Below are 17,073 nucleotides of genomic sequence, written 5' to 3' on the forward strand. Positions count from 1 at the left end.
CGCTGCTCCAGCGGGATGGTGACGTTGACCCGCTCCTGCGCCGTGGGGCTGGTGAGTCCGGGGGCCCAGCCGCGGATCATCACGCCGGGGCTGGAGTCCTCGGCCTCCACGAAGGACCACACCGTGGTCACGCGCCCTGCGGCGTCGATCGCCACCGCAGGGTCGACGTCGTCGGAGGTCGGGGCGGAGGACAGCGGGGTGTCGGTGACGCCCTGTGGGACGCCCGACGCGCTCAGGCGCCGGCCCCACACGGTGTCCACGTCTCCCGGGCCCGAGCCGTTCCACACGACGACGGTGTCACCGTCAGGGGCACGGGCGACGTCCGGATCGCCCTGGTCGAGGCTGGTGTGCGCGTTGACGAGCGTCTCGCCGGTGATCGGCGTGCCGTCGGCACCGAACGTGCGCGCGTAGACGCCCAGGCCGCTCCCGTCCTGCGCGGAGTCGTCCCACACCACCACGAACCCGCCGCTGTCGTCCATGGAGACCGACGGGTGATCCTGGTTGCCGGACGTCGTGGTGTTGACCGCGATCTCGGGACCGACCTTCGCTCCGGCGGCGTCGAAGCGCTGCGCACGGACCTCCTCGCCGTCGCCGACCCCGCTTCTGCCGGTCCGCCAGGCGACGACGAAGGCGCCGGAGGCGTTCATCGCCGCGGACACGGACTCCTCGGTCGCCGTGGGTGTCGGCTCGTTGACCGGGAACTCCGGCCCCAATGCCCCGGCGGCGTCGAAGCGGCGCGCCCGGACCTCACCGAGACCTGCCCCGTCGGGGTCGTCCGTGTGCTCGTAGACGACGACACCGGCGCCGGCGGCGTTGCCGGCGATCTGGGGATCGTCCTGGTCGGGCGCGCCGCTCGCGACGTCGAGCTGGCCGCTGGCCGGTGTGCCGTCCGCGTTGAAGAAGCGCAGGGCCACGTCATCGTGCGCTCCGGCCGCGAGCTCCGTCTGCCAGGTCGCCGCGAACCGACCGCTGGAGGCGATGGTGACGGCCGTGTCCTCCTGCGTGAAGTCCGTCGCGACCGGCACGACGAGCTCGGGCCCCTGCGGCGTCGCAGCGGATGCGACGGCCGCCACGGTGGCCGTCATGACCGTGAGCGCCGCTACGCGGCTGCGTCGACCTCTCATGGACGGAGCCTAGCCACGGGTCCGCGGCGGGCGTCTCGGATCGGTCTCAGGCACGCGTGTCGACCGGACGATATGGGCGGACCCGGCTGTCGCGCCCGTGTGCCCAACTCGACAACACGTTGGTTATGCCATAACCAATCGGTTGTGTATGCTCGGTGCATGACGACCGAGGCCCCGACCGTCGCATCGCGGGAACGCCAGGCACAGGACTGCTGCGTCCCGTCGGTTCAGCCGGATCTGGGGCCCGATCGCGCAGCGGACCTCGCGGTCGTCGCGAAGGCGTTGTCCGATCCGACACGGTTGCGGATCGTCGACGCCGTGCGCACGGCGAGCCCCGAGATGCTGTGCCAGTGCGAGCTGGTGCCGCTCTTCGACATGTCGCAGGCGGCGGTCGCCAAGCACCTGAAGGTGCTCGTCGGCGCCGGCGTGCTCGGTTCGGAGCGACGCGGGGTCTGGACCTACTACCACCTGCGCCCCGAGGCGCTGAAGGAGCTGTCGACATGGCTGAGCTGACCGACCCCGAGACCCTGCGCGAGACCGTTCGCGAGAAGTACGCCGCGGCGGCGCGCGCCCCCGCGTCCGGTGCCGCGGCGCCGTCCTCGTGCTGCGGCCCGACCGAGGTCGCCTTGACGGACGCGAGCGGCGCCCAGGTGTTCGGCGACGTCCACTACGACGAGCACGAGCGTGCGGCTGCCGCCGGCGCGCTCGATGCCTCGCTCGGCTGCGGCGTCCCGACCGCGGTCGCCGATCTGCACGAGGGGGAGACCGTCCTGGACCTCGGGTCGGGAGCCGGGGGAGACGTGTTCATCAGCGCCGCCCGGGTGGGGCCGACCGGTCGGGCGATCGGGCTGGACATGACCGACGAGATGCTCGAGCTCGCGCGCACCAACGCGAGCGAGGCCGGGCTGGACAACGTCGAGTTCGTCAAGGGTCACATCGAGGAGATCCCGCTCCCGGACGCGAGCGTGGACGTCGTCATCTCCAACTGCGTCATCAACCTCTCGCACGACAAGCCGCAGGTCTTCCGGGAGGTCGCCCGCGTGCTGAAGCCGGGCGGGCGTTTCGCGGTCTCCGACGTGGTCGCCGACCCGGGCATGGACGAGGCGACGCGCGCGGACATGGCCGCGTGGACGGGCTGCATCGCGGGGGCGCTGACCCACGCCGAGTTCCAGGAGTCGCTGCGGGCGGCGGGCCTCGGTGAGATCGAGATCCGTGAGACCCACCGCGTGCACGAGCACGCCGCCGCGGCGATCGTGCGCGCCACGAAGCCCGCGTAGTGACGAGGATCGGCATCAACGGCGTCGGCCGCATGGGCCGCCTGGCGCTGCGGGCGGCCTGGGACCGTGACGATCTGCAGTTCGTCCACATCAACGAGACGAAGGGCGGCGCGCACACCGCTGCGCACCTGCTGACGTTCGACTCCGTCCACGGACGCTGGGAACGTGGCATCGTCGGTGACGGTTCGACGTTGACGGTCGACGGCCGCGACCTGGCCTTCACCAGTGCGGCCACCCCCGGTGAGGTCGACTGGGCCGACGTCGACATCGTGCTGGAGTGCACGGGCCGGTTCCGCACGATGGAAGAGCTGTCCGCGTACTTCGGTCGCGGGGTCGAGAAGGTCATCGTCGCCGCGCCCGTCAAGGATCCGGCGGCGCTCAACGTCGTCGTCGGCGTCAACGACGACCGCTACGACCCGGCCGTCCACGACGTGCTGACCGCTGCCTCGTGCACGACCAACTGCCTGGCACCGGTGGTCAAGGTCATCCATGAGGGCGTGGGCATCGATCGCGGCTCGATCACGACGCTGCACGACCTGACCAACACGCAGACGATCGTGGACGCGCCGCACAAGGACCTGCGCCGCGCCCGTGCCGCGGGCATGTCGCTGATCCCGACGACGACCGGATCGGCAACGGCGATCGGCCTGATCTTCCCCGAGCTCGAGGGCAAGCTCGACGGCCTGGCGATCCGCGTACCGCTCCTGAACGCGTCGATCACCGACGCGGTCTTCGAGGTCGCCCGGCCGACCACCGTCGATGAGATCAACGGTCTCCTGCGTACGGCTGCCGACGGGCCGCTGACCGGGATCCTCGGCTACGAGGAGCGGCCGCTGGTGTCCGCCGACTACACGGACGACCCGCGGTCGGGCGTCGTGGACGCGTTGTCGACGAGGGTCATCGACGGTACGCAGGTGAAGATCCTCGCCTGGTACGACAACGAGTGGGGGTACGTCAACCGCATGGTCGAGCTCGCCGCGCTCGTCGGCGCCTCCCTGGAGCCCTGACCACCGTGGAGCGCAGGGGGGACATGCGCAACTACGCCCTGGTGACCGGGGCCTACTGGGCGCAGACGATCACCGACGGCGCCCTGCGGATGCTGGTGCTGTTCTACTTCACCCAGCTCGGCTACAGCCCGTTCGAGGTCGCCGCGCTGTTCCTTTTCTACGAGGCGTTCGGGATCGTCACGAACCTCGTCGGAGGCTGGCTCGCCGCCCGGTTCGGCCTGCGGAGCACCCTGACCGCCGGCCTCACGGTGCAGCTCGTGGCGCTGGGGATGCTCGCCCTGGTCCCCGCCACCGTCCTGAGCGTCGCCTACGTCATGGTCGCGCAGGCGCTGTCGGGGATCGCCAAGGACCTGACGAAGATGAGCTCCAAGAGCGCGGTGAAGCTCGTGGTCAGCGCTGAGGAACCCGGTGCGCTCTACCGGTGGGTGACGATCCTGACCGGCTCCAAGAACGCCCTCAAGGGCGTCGGGTTCTTCCTCGGGGCCGCCGGCCTGACCGTGCTCGGCTTCCGGACCTCGCTGGGGATCCTCGCCGTCCTGATCGTCACCGCCCTGATCGTGGTGCTGACCATGATGCGCGGCGAGCTCGGCCGTCCCGACGCCACGGCGAAGTTCCGGCACATGTTCTCCAACAACCGCGCCGTCAACGTCCTCGCCGCCGCCCGGATCTCCCTGTTCGCGTCGCGCGACGTGTGGTTCGTCGTCGGACTGCCGGTGTTCTTCCACGACGAGCTCGGGTGGGGGTTCTACCTCGCCGGGGGCTTCCTCGCGGTCTGGACCATCGGCTACGGCCTCGTCCAGGCCTCGGCGCCCAGGCTCCTGCGCCGACGGGCCCGCCCCGGGACCGATCCGGACGGGACGACCGCGGCGCGCCTGGCGTTCGTCCTGGCGGGGCTACCCGCCCTGATCGCGCTCGGGCTGTCCACCGACACGGACCCGACCGTCGCGGTCGTCGGCGGCCTCCTGGTCTTCGGCGTGGTGTTCGCGATGAACTCCGCCGTGCACTCGTTCCTGATCCTCGACTACGCCGACGGCGACAAGGTCGCGATGAACGTCGGCTTCTACTACATGGCCAACGCGTTCGGGCGGCTGACGGGCACGGTGCTCTCGGGTGCGCTCTACCAGTGGCAGGGTCTCGAGGCCTGCCTCTGGGTCTCCGCCGGGCTGGTGCTCACGGCCGCCCTGCTGTCGCTGATGCTGCCGAGCCGGACGGGGCGCGGCGCCGCGCGGACGCCGCTCCCGGCCGGCGTGTGACGGTCACGTCACCCGAGCAGGGGCGCGGCGTGACGTCGCCGGCCCGCTCCGCTTCTCACGCGGGCGCCGGGAAGAACCGGGCGCGCAGCAGCGCGAGCACCTCGTCCCGGATCGCCTCGAGTGGCTCGTCCTGCGCCCACAGCCAGTCCATGAGCAGCTCGCTCACCGCGCCGGAGAACGCGAGCGCCGAGCGACGTCGCGCCGGCCCGTCGTCCCCCGCGGCGGGACCCAGCCACTCGCCCAGCCGTGCCGCGATGGTGCGGAACATCCGCCGGCGGTGCTCCTCCATCGCGCGGCTGACGCCCACGACGGCGACGTACTGGACGTGCGCGCGGCGGCTGTCCTGGGCGTAGTAGTCGACGAACGCCCGGGTCGCCCGGTCCGCCGCCCGCAGCGATGCGGGCGGATCGCCTGCCGCCTCGACGATCGCCCGGACCTGACCGGCGACGACCTCGTCGTGAACGGCCAGCAGGAGACCCTCCCGGTCGTCGAACAGCTCGTAGAACGACCTCCGGGTCTGCCCCGACTCCGCGACGAGATCGGCGACCGACACCTCGTCGTAGGCACGCGTCCCGAACAGCTCGAGGCCCGCGTCGAGGAAGGCCCGCCGTCGATCGGTCGCGCGCTCGGTCGCCGTGCGGCCCGCGTAGCGTCGCCCCGGGGCGTCCCTCACGTGGCGCAGCCCCGCACGGTCCGGGAGACCCTGACGACGCGCCCTGCCCCGGTGCGGCCACTGACCCGCACGACGTAGCGTGGCCGCACGTTCGCCGGAAGCGCGACGCGGACCTGACGCGGGCTCACGCGTCGCACGCGGGCCGCACGGCCGTTGACGACCGCGCGGATGCGCCGCAGGTCGCGTCGCGGCAGCCGCACGAGCGCCGAGCGCGGCGCGGTGCAGGCACGGGCCTGCTCCGGCGGGAGCGGGTCCGGGGCGCCCTTCGGCACCGGGACCTGTCCGCGCCGCGCGTCGGCCAGGCGCCGGCAGACGGGATCGTCCGGTCCCGAGCAGCGCAGCAGGCGGACGTCGCGGTACCAGAACGCGCCGAGCTCGCTGAGCTTCGAGACGTCCGGGTAGCCCTCGTTGCCGAACGTCGTCTCGGCGCCGAAGCGGTAGGACCACATCGGCTGACTGACGACCTGCAGCCGGTAGGGCTCGGGGGGCCCGCCGGCCCGCATGACGTCGGTCACGGTGCGTCCGTTGACGCTGATCACGTGCCGCGCGCCGAGCTGGATCACCTCGATCTCGTCGTAGGCGGGGAAGGAGTTCAGCTTCTGCCAGCGGGCCGAGTACTGCCCGAAGTAGCCGCCGGGGAGGTACTCGCCGACCGAGCGCAGCTGGATCTCCTGATCGGGACCGAGGTAGATGCCGGAGTTGTCGAGGATGTGCTCGCGCCGCATCCGGAACCGCAGCACGACGTCCTTCAGCGGCTCCCGGTAGATCATCGAGCAGCCGGTCATCGTGGTGTCGTCGCCGCCGCGGGCGTTCACGGCGGCCCCGTCGCGCAGCGCGCAGTCGGTCGCGTCCCAGCCGTCGAAGCCGGTCCCGTCGAAGATGGTCCGCATGCCGGGCGGGGACGGTGGCGCGACCGGCTCGAGCTTGGCGCCGGTCCCGGTGACGTCGACGGAGTTCAGCAGCAGGGGCGGCGTCCCCTGCGGCGATTCGGAGCGCACGAACAGCTCCGGGGCATCCTCCTGCACCCGGCCGGTGATCGGGAGGACGACCAGGCGGTAGCAGCCGTCGAAACCGAGGGTGCTCAGCCGCGAGATCTCCTGGGGGAGGGACCCCGACACGTCGATCGGGCCGATGAGCGCGGGACCCTTCGGGCCGTCCTGGCGGATCGACAGGAACGAAGGAGCCTCGAGGCGGTCGGGGGAGAGCAGCGGCCGTGCGTCGGGGATGGACGTCGAGTCGCTCCCGGGAACGCACAGGCGCAGCGCGAGCCCGTCCGCACGCCGGAGATCCACCCGGCCGAGCGAGATCGCGTCGCCGGGGCCCAGGGAGACGGCCAGGTCGTTGGACTCCGTGTCCTGGTCCTCGGCGGGCACGACGTCGGGACTGCCCGCCGCGGGCTCGCCGAAGTCGGCCTCCATCCGGGTGTAGCGCAACGGCACCGTGCCGACCGCGGAGACGAGCGCGACGTCCAGGCGGTCGCCCGCGCGCCAGCCGGTCGCTCGCAGGGCGGCGAAATCGGGGACCTGTGCGACGCCCTCGCAGCCCCCGTCGGCCCGCTCGCGCGGCGTCGAGCGCGCGCCTCTCACGACCGTGGCGGGAACGCCCGCCAGGAGCTGCACCGCGACGCCGGTGCGCTCGCAGCGCTCACCCGACACGCGGTATGCGACGCGGTCCCCGAGGTCGACGGGGCCGTGCGGCGTGCTCGACAGCGACGCGGCATCGGCGGGAGCGGCGAGCGCGCCGCCCGCGCCGACGGCCACGACGAGGGTCCTCAGCAGGCGCTTCATGCGGCACTTCCCTTCACCGTGGTCTTCTTCGGCGCCGTGGCCGGCGCGCCCGCGATGCCGCGCGAGATGCGCAGCGCGTTGGCCATGATCGTGTTCGTGGGGTTGAACCCCGGGAACGTCGGGAACGTCGAGGCGTCCGCGACGTAGACGCCCTCGACCTCGTGCAGGCGGCCGGACGCGTCGCAGACGGAGGTCCGCGCGTCGTCGCCCATCCTCGCGGTACCCGCGAGGTGCGCGGTCGCCGGCGGGGCCGTCGAGATCAAGGGGTAGGGGATGATCGCCGCGCCGAGCGTCCCCCGGACGCGCAGATGCATCGCCTCGAGCCGGGCGCCGAGCAGGATCGCCGCGGCCTTCTCGTGCTGATGCGGGCTGTAGGTGATCCTCGCGGCGGGAAAGCCGTGCATGTCGCGGATCCGCGGGTCGAGATCGATCCGGTTGCGGGCCTGCGGCAGGTCCTCGCCGACGAGCTGGGAACCCGCGACGCGACGGTGCAGCGGTCCGATCCGCATCAGCTCCTTGTGCACGTTGCCGTAGCCGACCGCCCCGAGGATGGCGGCCTCGGCGAACAGCGGCAGCCCGCCCGCGACCTGGACGAGGCCGCCCTTGACGTACGGCACGCCGAGCGCGCTGACCTCGGGGCCGGTGAAGGGGCCGATCAGGTCGTCCATCTGCAGCGGGTTGCTCTGCGCGCGGTTGGGGTGGACGTCCTGCGGCATCAGCGCTCCCGCGAGCGTGAAGTTGTGGAACATCATGTTCCGTCCCACCTGGCCCGACCGGTTGCCCAGACCGTCCTCGTGCATCGCGCTGCGGGACATCAGGAGCAGGCGGGCCGTGTTGATCGGGCTGCCCGCGAGGATCACGGTCGACGCGCTCAGGCGCCGCTTGCGGCCCCGCTCGTCGACGTAGCGCACGCCGGTCGCGCGACGCCCGTCGCGGGTGGTGTCGACGCGGTAGACGAACGCGCGAGGGATCACCCGCACCCGGCCCGCGCGCACCGCGGGGTTCAGGAACGTCACGATCGCATCGCCCCGTGCGTTGATCGGACACCCGAACCCGGAGCACATCCCGCACTGGTTGCAGGCGGGGCGGCCCGCGTACGGCTCGGAGTTCACGGCGGCCGGCTGCGGGTAGGTCTCCATCCCGACCGCCCGTGCGGCCTCCTCGAGCAGCCGCCCGACGTGCGAGATGGGGCTCGGTGGCATGTCGAAGGGACGCGACCGGGGAGCCTGCTCCCGCGTGCGGGCGGGCATCGCGTCGGCGTCCCCCTGCACGCCGACGCGACGCTCGATCTCGTCGTAGAAGGGCGCGAGGTCCTCGTAGGCGATCGGCCAGTCGGCGACCTGGGCTCCCGGCACCGGGCCGAGGTCGCTGCGCTGCGTGAAGTCCTGCTTCCAGAATCGCGGGAACTTCGCGTTGTAGTGCAGCGTCGTCCCGCCGACGGCCGAGCCGAGCTGGCCGAGCGCCCCGGACGCGGATCGCGCGATGCCGTCGTCGGCCTCCTCCTGGGTACGGGTGGTGTAGGGCTCCAGCAGGCCGTCCGGGAAGCCCAGCTGGCGCGCGGACTTGATCTCGTCGCTCGAGTAGCGCGTGCCGAGCTGCCCGCTGGGACGGCGCCCGAAGCCGGGGCGCAGGTTGCGGCCGCGCTCCAGGACGGTCACGGACCACCCGCGCCGCGCGAGCTCCCAGGCCGCGACGCTTCCCGCCGCGCCGGAGCCGACGACGATCGCCTCACGCGTCATCCCGCACCTCCTTGGCCCGCTCGAGGACCGGGGCGACCGCGTCCCGCAGGGGTGCGGCGCGCCCGTCGGCCCGGACCATGAGGTTGTGGACGAGCTCCGACGAGCCGGCGAACGCGCTGAGCGCGACGAGCTCGCCGAGCGGCAGGGGGAGGGATTCCACCAGCACGGTGGTGCCCGGGATCGGGCCCGACTCGACCTCCTCGCGCGTCCACCCGCGCGGGTGGACGTCCCCGTCCCACGACGCGACCTTCCAGCCGACGAGGTCGCGGTTGCCGCCGTACTCCGGGGCGCCGTAGAAGAACTGCCAGGTGTGAGGCCAGGCGATCTCGACGAGCGCGCCGACGGCGGCGTTGCCACCCCCGCGCAGCACGCGCTCGCGCTCGAGCCGGGACCTCCCCGCGAAGCCCTCGTCGGCGAGCGCCGCGAGGCCCTCGCGGTAGATGCGCTGCCAGCCCTTCACGGGTCCGTTGCGCTCGAGCATCGCGCGGCCCCCGGAGCCCTCGATCCGCAGTCGCCACGCGCGCTCCTCGTAGCGGTCGAGCTTGAGGAACCGCGCGAAGTCGTTGCGGGTGGCGCCTGCGCGGTCCGAGAACGGGCCACCGGCGTAGATGCGCGGCGGGGTGACCGAGAACGCTCCCAGCAGGGCGTCGATCGCCTCGGCGCATCCCGCCGCGACCGCGCCACCGTCCTGGTCGGCGGGAATGAACACGTCGACCGCGGCGCGCAGCGTCGCGAGCTCGGTCTCGTCGAGGTAGGCAGCGCGGCCGGGTTCGACCGCGACCGCGACGCCGCCCTCCCCGAGCATCGAGCCCGCGAGCACCGCGAGCGTCATCCCACCCGTCGTGCGCAGCGCCTCTCGTCGTGTCGTCCCGCCGCGCGCCGCGCCGCTCGTCTCCCGCATCTCCCACGTCTCCCGTCCGGTTCCCGGTCCACTGCCGGGCGGCGAAGCTACCAGAATGCGAGACAGCGCAGTCTCAGACGCGGCCCGGCGCGGGCGAGGGGCCGGGGGTGGGCCGCTACCGAGCCGCGGGCAGACGGCCGACGCCGGGCAGGAACCGACCGACGCGCGAGGCGTAGGACGCGTACGCGTCGCCGTGGGTCCGACGGAGGTACGGCTCCTCGACGACACGCACCTGGAGCTCGATCGCCGTGAGCAGGGCGAGGAGCGCGACGATCGCAACGGCGTTGGGGACCATCAGCGCGAGGCCGATCGCGGCCGCGAGGAGCGTGGTGAAGAACGGGTTGCGGGCGATTGCGAACGGACCGGCGGCGACGAGATCCGTGATCTCCTGGGCGTCGACGCCGACCCGCCACGCGGACCCCATGGCCGCCTGCGTGGCGAGGGAGCCGGCCGCCCCGACGAGGAACAGCAGCAGGCCGGCGCCGCGTAGCGGTGCGGCGTCGGTGAGCAGGTCGAGGCCGGCCAGGCTCGCGACGGGCGCCGCGGCCCCGAGGACGAGCGCGACGGCGAAGAGGACGCCGCCCCACCAGGACGCGGAGCCGGGGCGTCCGCTGATCCCGCGCCAGCCGGCGGTCCCGGTGCGCCGCCGCAGCAGCCAGGCGCGGCCCGCGAAGGCCACCACGATGTAGAGCAGGAACAGGATCAGCGCAACGGTGGTCATGGAAGTCGGGTCCCTTGGCAGTCGTCGGCGCAGCTCGTCGGCGCGCGGTCGAAATCGGGCAGAGGCGAGGCACACGCGCAGCCCTCGCCGCGCCAGGACTCGACGCCCTCGCGGACCGCCACGGCGGCGATGATCAGGCCGACCACGGCGTCGAGCCACCAGGCGCCGACCGCCGCGTTGGCGACGAGGCCGACGAGGAGGGCGCCGGCGAGGTACGCGCACAGCAGGTTCTGGTGCCCTTCACCGCGCGTGGCCGCGGATCCCATCTCATCGGCCAGCCGCGCCTTCGCGAGCCCGAGCATCGGCATGATCACGACGGATCCGGCCGCCAGGGCGATCCCCACGGGCGACACCTCGGGGTGCTCGCTGCCCACCAGCGCGCGGATCGACTCGAACCCGACGTACGGGGCGAGCAGGAAGAACTGCGCCGCGACGAGCTTCTGCGCACGTTCCTCAGCGGCGTGGGAGAAGACCCGGTGGCCGGTGAAGCGCCAGATGATGACGACGCTGGCCAGGCCTTCCACCACCGAGTCCAGCCCGAACCCGACCAGGGCGATGGAGCCGGCGAGGATGCCTGCGGTGATGGCGACGGCGCCCTCGACCGTCATCCAGCCGAGGGACAGCCAGGACAGGAGTCGTGCCCTGGCGGCGAGGTGCTGGTAGCGCTCGCGGGTGATCGTCGCGGCGCCCTCCTGCACGGTGAGCGGGGTCGCGGCGCTCACTGCGCGCTCCACGCCGGAGCCACGGCGTCGACGAGCGCACGGCCCGGTTCGGTCAGCGCGTAGAGCACCATCTTGCCCTCGCGGCGGGACGTCGCGAGGCCCGCCGCCCGCAGTCGCCGGAGGTGGTGCGACACGAGCTTCTCGTCGCGGCCCACGACCCAGGCCAGGTCGCAGACGCAGGCGGGCGCGCCGTCGCGAAGGGTGAGGGCGATCCCCAGGCGCGTCGGGTCGCCCAGCGCCTGCGCGGCGCGAGCAGGCGCCTGCAGGGCATCCACGGGCGGAAGTGCCGCGCGCAGCGCTTCGGCCTTGGGGAGGTCGAGGCACAGGAGGTCGCAGGTGTCGTCGCTCACGGGTGCGACCATACCAACATACGTACGAACATGCGAATGACTATCCCCCCGCACGTCCGTGGCATCGGCGACCATGCGCCCCATGCGTGCTCACGCCGCGGCGCCGCCACCGGACCGCCTCTCCTACGCGGACTTCGGCGCCGCGTTCTTCGCGCAGGCGGTGACGCGGGAGCGGATCCTCTCCGCGGTCTCCACGATGGCCGGGGACCCGATCGCCTTCGGGCCGATCGGCGCCGGCCCCGGCCGTCTCGCGAAGGTCAGCGCGCAGGGGGCCGTCGGTCAGCCGTCGACCCGCCCGCTCGAGGGCGCCGAGATCGCGTTCCGCCTCTGGATCCCCGTCGACCTCGATCTGCGGATCGACCTCGGCGTCGACGTCCACCAGTTCCGCACGCAGGTGACCGTGGGTCTCACGCTCACGGCGCGCGCGGCGCCGCCGCTGCGCGTCGTCATCGACATCGAACCTCCGACGTCGCGCGACGTCACCGTCACCGTCGAAGCCGCAGGTGTCCGGGCCGCCGTGCTCCAGCGGGCCGCCGGGATAGATGCGGAGATCCGCCGGTTCGTCGCGCGGTTCGTCGCCAAGGAGCTCGACAAGCCGCACATCCGCGAGGCACGTGACATCGACGTCGCCGCGCGGATCGATCACGCGATGCGCGGCTGACCGCTCGGGCGGAGCCCGACGGCGTACTCCACACGGACCGGGCACCGGCATAGCTGCGGATGACGCGGCGGGCCGTCACGGGCATCGTCAGCGGTGACCATGACCGTCGACCGCCTCAGCCCCCTCGATGCCACGTTCCTGCACGTCGAGGACGACGTGAGCCACATGCACATCGGATCGGTCGGCATCTTCGAGGGACCCGTCCCGGACCGCCAGGCGCTGCACGACGCGATCACGGCCAAGCTCGCCCTCCTGCCGCGCCTTCGCCAGACCGTGCGGTTCCTGCCGCTCGCGGCCGGGCGGCCGGTGTGGGTCGACGACCCGCACTTCGCGCTCGACTACCACCTGCGGCGCACCGCGCTGCCGGCCCCGGGAGGGCAACCGGAGCTGCTGCGTCTCGTGGGCCGCCTGATGTCCACGCAGCTCGACCGCGCCCGTCCTCTGTGGGAGATGTGGGTGGTCGAGGGCCTCGAGCACACGCGGTGGGCGCTCATCACGAAGCTCCACCACTGCATGGTCGACGGCGTCTCCGGATCGGCGCTGATCACCGAGCTGATGGACACCACCGAGGAGCCTCCGAGGAGCCCGGTCGCCGCATGGGCGCCGCGCCCGCAGCCCGGGGATCTCGCGGCCGTGGCCGGTGCGCTGGCCGAGCGGGCCCGCTGGCCGGTGCGCGTCCTGCGCTCCGGCGTTGCGGCGGCGCGCGACCCGCGGTGGTTCCTCGAGCACACCGTCGCCACCGTCCAGGGTCTGGCCGCGTACACCGGTCTCGCCAGTCCACCCCCCGACACGGGCCTCAACGGGCCGGTGGGACCGCACCGGCGCTGGGCCGTCGCACGCACCACGCTCGCTGACGTGGGGCGCATCCGGCGGGAGTTCGGGGGGACCGTGAACGACGTCGTCCTGACGGCGATCTCGGGCGGGTTCCGCGCACTGCTGGCCGGGCGGGGCGAGCCGGTCGACCGCACGCTGCGGACCCTCGTGCCGGTGTCGGTGCGGGCGCGCGGGGAGCACGGGACCTACGACAACCGGGTGTCCGCGATCTTCGCCGACCTACCCGTGGGCATCGAGGACCCGGTCCAGCGGCTGCGGCAGGTCGCCGGCCAGATGCGCCACCTCAAGGACTCGCACGAGGCGGTCGCCGGAGAGGTGCTCACGTCCGTCGGCGGGTTCGTTCCCGAGGTGCTGCTGTCGCTCGGCGGCCGGCTCGCAACCCGCGCGCCCCAGCGGGCCGTCAACACGGTCACCACCAACGTGCCCGGCCCGCAGCAGCCGCTGTACCTGGGCGGACGCCGCATGGTCGAGGCCTTCCCGTTCGTCCCGCTGGGCGGACACGTCCGGGTGGGCGTCGCGATCTACTCCTACGACGGCGCGCTCGGCTTCGGTGTGACCGGGGACTACGACACCGCCCCCGACATCGGCACGCTCTGCACGGGGATCGAGCGAGAGATGCAGCGGCTGCTGGTCGCATGCGGGCCGCCGGCCGAGGTGGCAAGTCCGGCGCACTGACGGGTCCGCCGTACCGGGCCCGGGTCAGCTGCGCTGCCGCCGGACGGCTCAGCCCGGCGCCGTGATGCCCACCGGCCTGACCCGCAGCGTGCCGACGTTGGTGAACCCGTCGCCCCCGTCCGTGAACCCGCCGGTGAACGGGAGCGTCCCCCCCGTGTAGGGCAGGGTGAAGGTCTCGTTGCCGGTGTTCAGCAGCGACGGTCCCGGCTGGCCCGGGATCGGGGGCGGATCGTGGTCCGGACCGTCGGGCGGGCAGTCGATGGACGCCGTGGCGGCGTCGTTCCCGGAACGGTCCCACCGCAGCGTCAGACCCTCGCCGCTGTCGGTGATCGTGACCGACCAGGTGATCACCGGGGTCACGACGTCGATGTACGGGCACTCGGTCTTCGAGGTGAAGGTGACGTCCTGCCACTGCAGCGGGCCGCTCGCGGTCCACTGATCGCCCGTGCGTCGCGCGCGCAGGACGGCACGCATCCCGCCCGCGGCGCGGTGGGTGGCGAAGTTGCCGTCGCCCTTGAGATCGAGGGTCACCTCGAAGGTCTCCGAGAGCTTGCAGAGCTTGTCGGTGAGCTTCCCGGCGAGCTGCTCCGTGCCGGCGAAGACGTCGCTGGGGTCGAGCGTCTGCTCCACGGTGTCGAGCGTCGCGCCGGAACGCTCGTCGGTCAGGGTGACCGAGACGCGGGCCCCTCCGTCGGGCAGCTCGGTGAGCCGGCCGCGAACGCCGACGTCGACGATGATCAGGTTGCGCTTGGGGAACGTCGACTTGTCGGCGTACGGTGAGTTGCCCAGCTCGAACTCCCGCAGGACGTCCGCGATGCGGGCGATCTCTCGGATCGCGACGCGGTTCTTGCAGCGAGACGCCGCCAGGTTGAGCACGTCCGTGATCAGGAGGTCGTCCAGGCCCCCGGAGAGCGGCCCGAACTCGCCGTCCGACGGGCCCGAGAAGGGATGGATCCCGACCGCGACCGTGCCGAGCCGGACGTTCCCGCGCTCCGTGGTGTAGGCGGCCCCCGCCCGGCGCCCGGCCTTGGCGCGCCTGCGCTTCCTCGCTGTCAGCTTCGTCCTCGTCCGCCGCTGCCCCGGCTTCAGGCTGACGGCGATCGACCTCGTCACGACCCGTCCGCTGCGGGGCACGACGACGCCCCTGACCACGTACGGCCCGGGCGGGAGGGTGAGGCGGAACGTCCCCGTGCGCCGAACGTCGCGCGCCGTGACCACCGTTCCGCTGCCGGCCTGGATGGCGCGGATCGTCGCGTGTCCGCCCTTGGGGACCTTGACGCCGAGCGAGCCGGCGAACACCCCCGACTTCGATGCGGCCGACGCCGGGGCCGGGAGCACGAGCCCGATGAGCAGCAGGGTCAGCACTCCGGGCGCGCGACGCATGCGCCCGATGCTACGCCAGCACGGGGGCGGTGGGACCCTCGCCGCCCCCGCGTCGGTCTACTTCGTGTGCAGGTACTCGACCGGGATGTAGTGGACGACCAGGGTCGCGTCCGGCCCGAGGCGCTCCCGGACGGCGACCGCGAGCGGGGCGGGGGAGGGCGGTCGGTCCGGCCCGCCGACCTCGATCGCGACATCCGATCCCTCGATGGTCGTGCGCTCGATCTCGAGCTTGCGGTCGCCGATCCACTCCTCCGTGGCCGAGCTGATCGCGGACTCGTCGAGCGCGGCCTTCACCGCATCCCGTCCCAGGCGGCCCAGCGGGTAGCTGATGGCGAGCACCGTGACCGCGGCGATCATGAGCCCGTGCCGCGCGCTGGGAAGGAAGCGCCCGTCGTGCAGGCGCGCGACGAACCCGGTCGCGATGAACGTCACGGACGCGGCGAGGAGGATCCCCGCGAGGTTGGTGAAGAACAGGAGCAGCGCGCCGCTGGCGAGGTCGGTGCGCTCGATGCTCCATGCGATCCCCACCGCGGACAGCGGTGGCAGCAGCGCGACCGCGATGGCGGCGCCCGGCATCGCGCCGACCGCCTTGCGGTGGACGGTCACGTACGCGCCCGCCGCACCGGCCGCCAGAGCGATCGAGAGGTCGAGCGTTCCCGGCGCGGTGCGCGACAGCAGCTCGCTCGAGCGCTCGGTGACGAACGTCGGCTCGGGGAAGGTCTTCGCCGCCACCCAGGCCAGGCCGATCGCGCCGATCGAGCCGCCGAGGATGAGCAGCGCGGACTCGACGAGCCGTCGCGGCCACCCGTTGACGAGTGCGCCCGAGAGACCCAGCAGCGGCGTCATGAGGGGGGCGACGAGCATCGCCCCGATGACGACCGGGCCGGAGTCGGTCGCGATCCCGAACGTGGCGATAAACGTCGACAGCGCCATGAGGACCGCGAAGCGCACGATGTAGGCGCCGCGCTCGGCCGGATCGACGTAGATGTCGTGCTCGATCTCGGAGAAGGTGATCGGCGAGAGGCCGTGATGATGGTGGCTGCGGCCCTCGTGCCTCATCGTCGCGATCGTACGGTGGGGGGTGGTCGGAGAAGTCGCTCCGGTATCGGCCCGACCGCTCCGGAGGACCGCAGGACGGGAGGCCCGCGGAACGCGCCTCGCCGGTGGCGCTACGCCACGACGAGGTCGTGGGTGCGCAGCAGTTCCACGAATGCCTGCACGTCGTTCTCGGCGGTCCGCGGGTCGATGCCGTAGCGCTCCACCAGCACGGCGTTCAGCGCGTCCGGTTCGGCGGAGCCCTGCGCGAGGCGCTCCCACAGCAGCGCGCCGCTCGCGTTGAGCGCGAGGTACTCCGAGGAGCGCAGATCGAGGATCACGACCTCCTCACCGCTCCGGCGCCACGTCACGTCCTGGGTTCGTAGTTCCACGGCACCGAGCATAGCCACGGCTAGGCTGGCGGCATGCCGATCGACACCGCGGTCCTGCGGATGCTCGCGCTCGACGCCGCGGCCGCCGAGGCCATCACGGCGCTGCGGGCCGCGGCCGTCGAGCCGCTGCTGCTCAAGGGGCCGGCGATCGCGCGGTGGCTCTACGACGACCCGTCGCAGCGCCCCTACAACGACGTCGATCTCCTCGTCCCCCTCGCGGACCGGACCACCGCCGCCCGGGTGCTCGCGGACCTCGGGTACGAGGAGGTGTTCGCCGGGATGCGCGCGTCCGAGCGCTCGGTGCACGCGGTGACCCTGCGACGCGCGCACCCGCTCCCGGTCAGCATCGACCTGCACCACCGGTTCCACATGATCGGCGGCGATCCCTACGCGGTGCTCGGCGAAGGCCACCGCACCATCGAGGTGAGCGGGGTCGACGCCCACGTCCCGGGCGACGCCGTCCTGGCGGTGATCGTCGCCCTGCACGCCGCGCAGCACGGGCCGGCCGTGCCCAAGCCGGTGGAGGACCTGTCGCGGGC

The 17,073-nt window shown here is 72.8% G+C and carries 18 protein-coding genes; 7 read left to right on the plus strand and 11 right to left on the minus strand.

Annotation, left to right across the window (positions count from 1 at the left end; translation table 11 throughout):
- A partial coding sequence (locus tag ABYE80_RS06730; RefSeq protein ID WP_372789497.1) for a hypothetical protein occupies nucleotides 1-1,124 on the minus strand: 1,124 nt, incomplete at its 3' end.
- A gap of 159 nt (nucleotides 1,125-1,283) precedes the next feature.
- Here ABYE80_RS06730 and ABYE80_RS06735 point away from each other — a divergent pair.
- Genes ABYE80_RS06735 through arsJ form a run of 4 tightly spaced genes read left to right on the plus strand, consistent with a single transcriptional unit; the run spans nucleotide 1,284 to nucleotide 4,661 of the window.
- Entirely contained in the window at nucleotides 1,284-1,637 is a 354-nt protein-coding gene (locus tag ABYE80_RS06735; RefSeq protein WP_372789498.1) for an ArsR/SmtB family transcription factor, read from the plus strand.
- Nucleotides 1,625-2,401, plus strand: a complete 777-nt coding sequence (gene arsM / locus ABYE80_RS06740) for an arsenite methyltransferase (protein ID WP_372789499.1) — start codon at nucleotides 1,625-1,627, stop codon at nucleotides 2,399-2,401. Before ABYE80_RS06735 ends, arsM begins: the two co-directional genes overlap by 13 nt.
- 32 nt (nucleotides 2,402-2,433) lie before the next feature.
- The gene (locus ABYE80_RS06745) at nucleotides 2,434-3,408 is read left to right on the plus strand and encodes an ArsJ-associated glyceraldehyde-3-phosphate dehydrogenase (RefSeq protein WP_372789513.1); all 975 of its coding nucleotides are present in this window, start codon (nucleotides 2,434-2,436) and stop codon (nucleotides 3,406-3,408) included.
- A 23-nt stretch (nucleotides 3,409-3,431) separates the two neighbouring features.
- Entirely contained in the window at nucleotides 3,432-4,661 is a 1,230-nt protein-coding gene (gene arsJ, locus ABYE80_RS06750; RefSeq protein WP_372789514.1) for an organoarsenical effux MFS transporter ArsJ, read from the plus strand.
- A gap of 55 nt (nucleotides 4,662-4,716) precedes the next feature.
- Here arsJ and ABYE80_RS06755 read toward each other — a convergent pair whose 3' ends face one another.
- The 7 genes from ABYE80_RS06755 to ABYE80_RS06785 form a co-directional block, all read right to left on the minus strand.
- Complete coding sequence (locus ABYE80_RS06755) at nucleotides 4,717-5,334, minus strand: TetR/AcrR family transcriptional regulator (protein ID WP_372789500.1); 618 nt, start codon at nucleotides 5,332-5,334, stop codon at nucleotides 4,717-4,719.
- The gene (locus ABYE80_RS06760) at nucleotides 5,331-7,121 is read right to left on the minus strand and encodes a family 16 glycoside hydrolase (protein ID WP_372789501.1); all 1,791 of its coding nucleotides are present in this window, start codon (nucleotides 7,119-7,121) and stop codon (nucleotides 5,331-5,333) included. Before ABYE80_RS06760 ends, ABYE80_RS06755 begins: the two co-directional genes overlap by 4 nt.
- Nucleotides 7,118-8,860 (minus strand): GMC family oxidoreductase, encoded by a 1,743-nt coding sequence (locus ABYE80_RS06765; RefSeq protein WP_372789502.1) that lies wholly within the window; start codon nucleotides 8,858-8,860, stop codon nucleotides 7,118-7,120. The genes ABYE80_RS06760 and ABYE80_RS06765 overlap by 4 nt, the downstream gene beginning before the upstream one ends.
- Entirely contained in the window at nucleotides 8,850-9,761 is a 912-nt protein-coding gene (locus tag ABYE80_RS06770; RefSeq protein ID WP_372789503.1) for a gluconate 2-dehydrogenase subunit 3 family protein, read from the minus strand. The genes ABYE80_RS06765 and ABYE80_RS06770 overlap by 11 nt, the downstream gene beginning before the upstream one ends.
- Nucleotides 9,762-9,876: 115 nt before the next feature.
- Nucleotides 9,877-10,482 (minus strand): isoprenylcysteine carboxylmethyltransferase family protein, encoded by a 606-nt coding sequence (locus tag ABYE80_RS06775; RefSeq protein ID WP_372789504.1) that lies wholly within the window; start codon nucleotides 10,480-10,482, stop codon nucleotides 9,877-9,879.
- Complete coding sequence (locus ABYE80_RS06780; RefSeq protein WP_372789505.1) at nucleotides 10,479-11,204, minus strand: cation transporter; 726 nt, start codon at nucleotides 11,202-11,204, stop codon at nucleotides 10,479-10,481. The genes ABYE80_RS06775 and ABYE80_RS06780 overlap by 4 nt, the downstream gene beginning before the upstream one ends.
- The gene (locus tag ABYE80_RS06785) at nucleotides 11,201-11,554 is read right to left on the minus strand and encodes an ArsR/SmtB family transcription factor (protein ID WP_372789506.1); all 354 of its coding nucleotides are present in this window, start codon (nucleotides 11,552-11,554) and stop codon (nucleotides 11,201-11,203) included. The genes ABYE80_RS06780 and ABYE80_RS06785 overlap by 4 nt, the downstream gene beginning before the upstream one ends.
- An 82-nt stretch (nucleotides 11,555-11,636) precedes the next feature.
- Between ABYE80_RS06785 and ABYE80_RS06790 the strand changes: the two genes are divergently transcribed.
- Nucleotides 11,637-12,215, plus strand: coding sequence for a hypothetical protein (locus tag ABYE80_RS06790; RefSeq protein WP_372789507.1), 579 nt, complete (start codon nucleotides 11,637-11,639; stop codon nucleotides 12,213-12,215).
- Between the two features lie 99 nt (nucleotides 12,216-12,314).
- The gene (locus ABYE80_RS06795; RefSeq protein ID WP_372789508.1) at nucleotides 12,315-13,724 is read left to right on the plus strand and encodes a wax ester/triacylglycerol synthase family O-acyltransferase; all 1,410 of its coding nucleotides are present in this window, start codon (nucleotides 12,315-12,317) and stop codon (nucleotides 13,722-13,724) included.
- Between the two features lie 48 nt (nucleotides 13,725-13,772).
- Here ABYE80_RS06795 and ABYE80_RS06800 read toward each other — a convergent pair whose 3' ends face one another.
- From ABYE80_RS06800 to ABYE80_RS06810, 3 genes are all read right to left on the minus strand, one after another.
- Complete coding sequence (locus ABYE80_RS06800) at nucleotides 13,773-15,107, minus strand: hypothetical protein (RefSeq protein ID WP_372789509.1); 1,335 nt, start codon at nucleotides 15,105-15,107, stop codon at nucleotides 13,773-13,775.
- 57 nt (nucleotides 15,108-15,164) lie between these two features.
- A complete protein-coding gene (locus tag ABYE80_RS06805; protein WP_372789510.1) occupies nucleotides 15,165-16,166 on the minus strand; it encodes a DUF389 domain-containing protein in 1,002 nt (333 codons plus the stop codon).
- A gap of 110 nt (nucleotides 16,167-16,276) precedes the next feature.
- Complete coding sequence (locus ABYE80_RS06810) at nucleotides 16,277-16,534, minus strand: PqqD family protein (RefSeq protein ID WP_372789511.1); 258 nt, start codon at nucleotides 16,532-16,534, stop codon at nucleotides 16,277-16,279.
- 33 nt (nucleotides 16,535-16,567) lie between these two features.
- Here ABYE80_RS06810 and ABYE80_RS06815 point away from each other — a divergent pair.
- Nucleotides 16,568-17,073, plus strand: a 506-nt coding sequence (locus tag ABYE80_RS06815; RefSeq protein WP_372789512.1) for a nucleotidyltransferase family protein, incomplete at its 3' end; no start/stop codon positions are given.

The sequence above is a fragment of the Paraconexibacter sp. genome, from assembly GCF_041602235.1.
Lineage (GTDB): Bacteria > Actinomycetota > Thermoleophilia > Solirubrobacterales > Solirubrobacteraceae > Paraconexibacter.

What these genes read in the sequence shown, in the direction of transcription:
- ABYE80_RS06735 (WP_372789498.1), top strand. Translation starts at nt 1,284, where the DNA reads ATGACGACCGAGGCCCCGACCGTCGCATCGCGGGAACGCCAGGCACAG.
- arsM (WP_372789499.1), top strand. Translation starts at nt 1,625, where the DNA reads ATGGCTGAGCTGACCGACCCCGAGACCCTGCGCGAGACCGTTCGCGAG.
- ABYE80_RS06745 (WP_372789513.1), top strand. Translation starts at nt 2,434, where the DNA reads ATGGGCCGCCTGGCGCTGCGGGCGGCCTGGGACCGTGACGATCTGCAG.
- arsJ (WP_372789514.1), top strand. Translation starts at nt 3,432, where the DNA reads ATGCGCAACTACGCCCTGGTGACCGGGGCCTACTGGGCGCAGACGATC.
- ABYE80_RS06760 (WP_372789501.1), bottom strand. Translation starts at nt 7,121, where the DNA reads ATGAAGCGCCTGCTGAGGACCCTCGTCGTGGCCGTCGGCGCGGGCGGC.
- ABYE80_RS06765 (WP_372789502.1), bottom strand. Translation starts at nt 8,860, where the DNA reads ATGACGCGTGAGGCGATCGTCGTCGGCTCCGGCGCGGCGGGAAGCGTC.
- ABYE80_RS06770 (WP_372789503.1), bottom strand. Translation starts at nt 9,761, where the DNA reads ATGCGGGAGACGAGCGGCGCGGCGCGCGGCGGGACGACACGACGAGAG.
- ABYE80_RS06775 (WP_372789504.1), bottom strand. Translation starts at nt 10,482, where the DNA reads ATGACCACCGTTGCGCTGATCCTGTTCCTGCTCTACATCGTGGTGGCC.
- ABYE80_RS06790 (WP_372789507.1), top strand. Translation starts at nt 11,637, where the DNA reads ATGCGTGCTCACGCCGCGGCGCCGCCACCGGACCGCCTCTCCTACGCG.
- ABYE80_RS06795 (WP_372789508.1), top strand. Translation starts at nt 12,315, where the DNA reads ATGACCGTCGACCGCCTCAGCCCCCTCGATGCCACGTTCCTGCACGTC.
- ABYE80_RS06800 (WP_372789509.1), bottom strand. Translation starts at nt 15,107, where the DNA reads ATGCGTCGCGCGCCCGGAGTGCTGACCCTGCTGCTCATCGGGCTCGTG.
- ABYE80_RS06805 (WP_372789510.1), bottom strand. Translation starts at nt 16,166, where the DNA reads ATGAGGCACGAGGGCCGCAGCCACCATCATCACGGCCTCTCGCCGATC.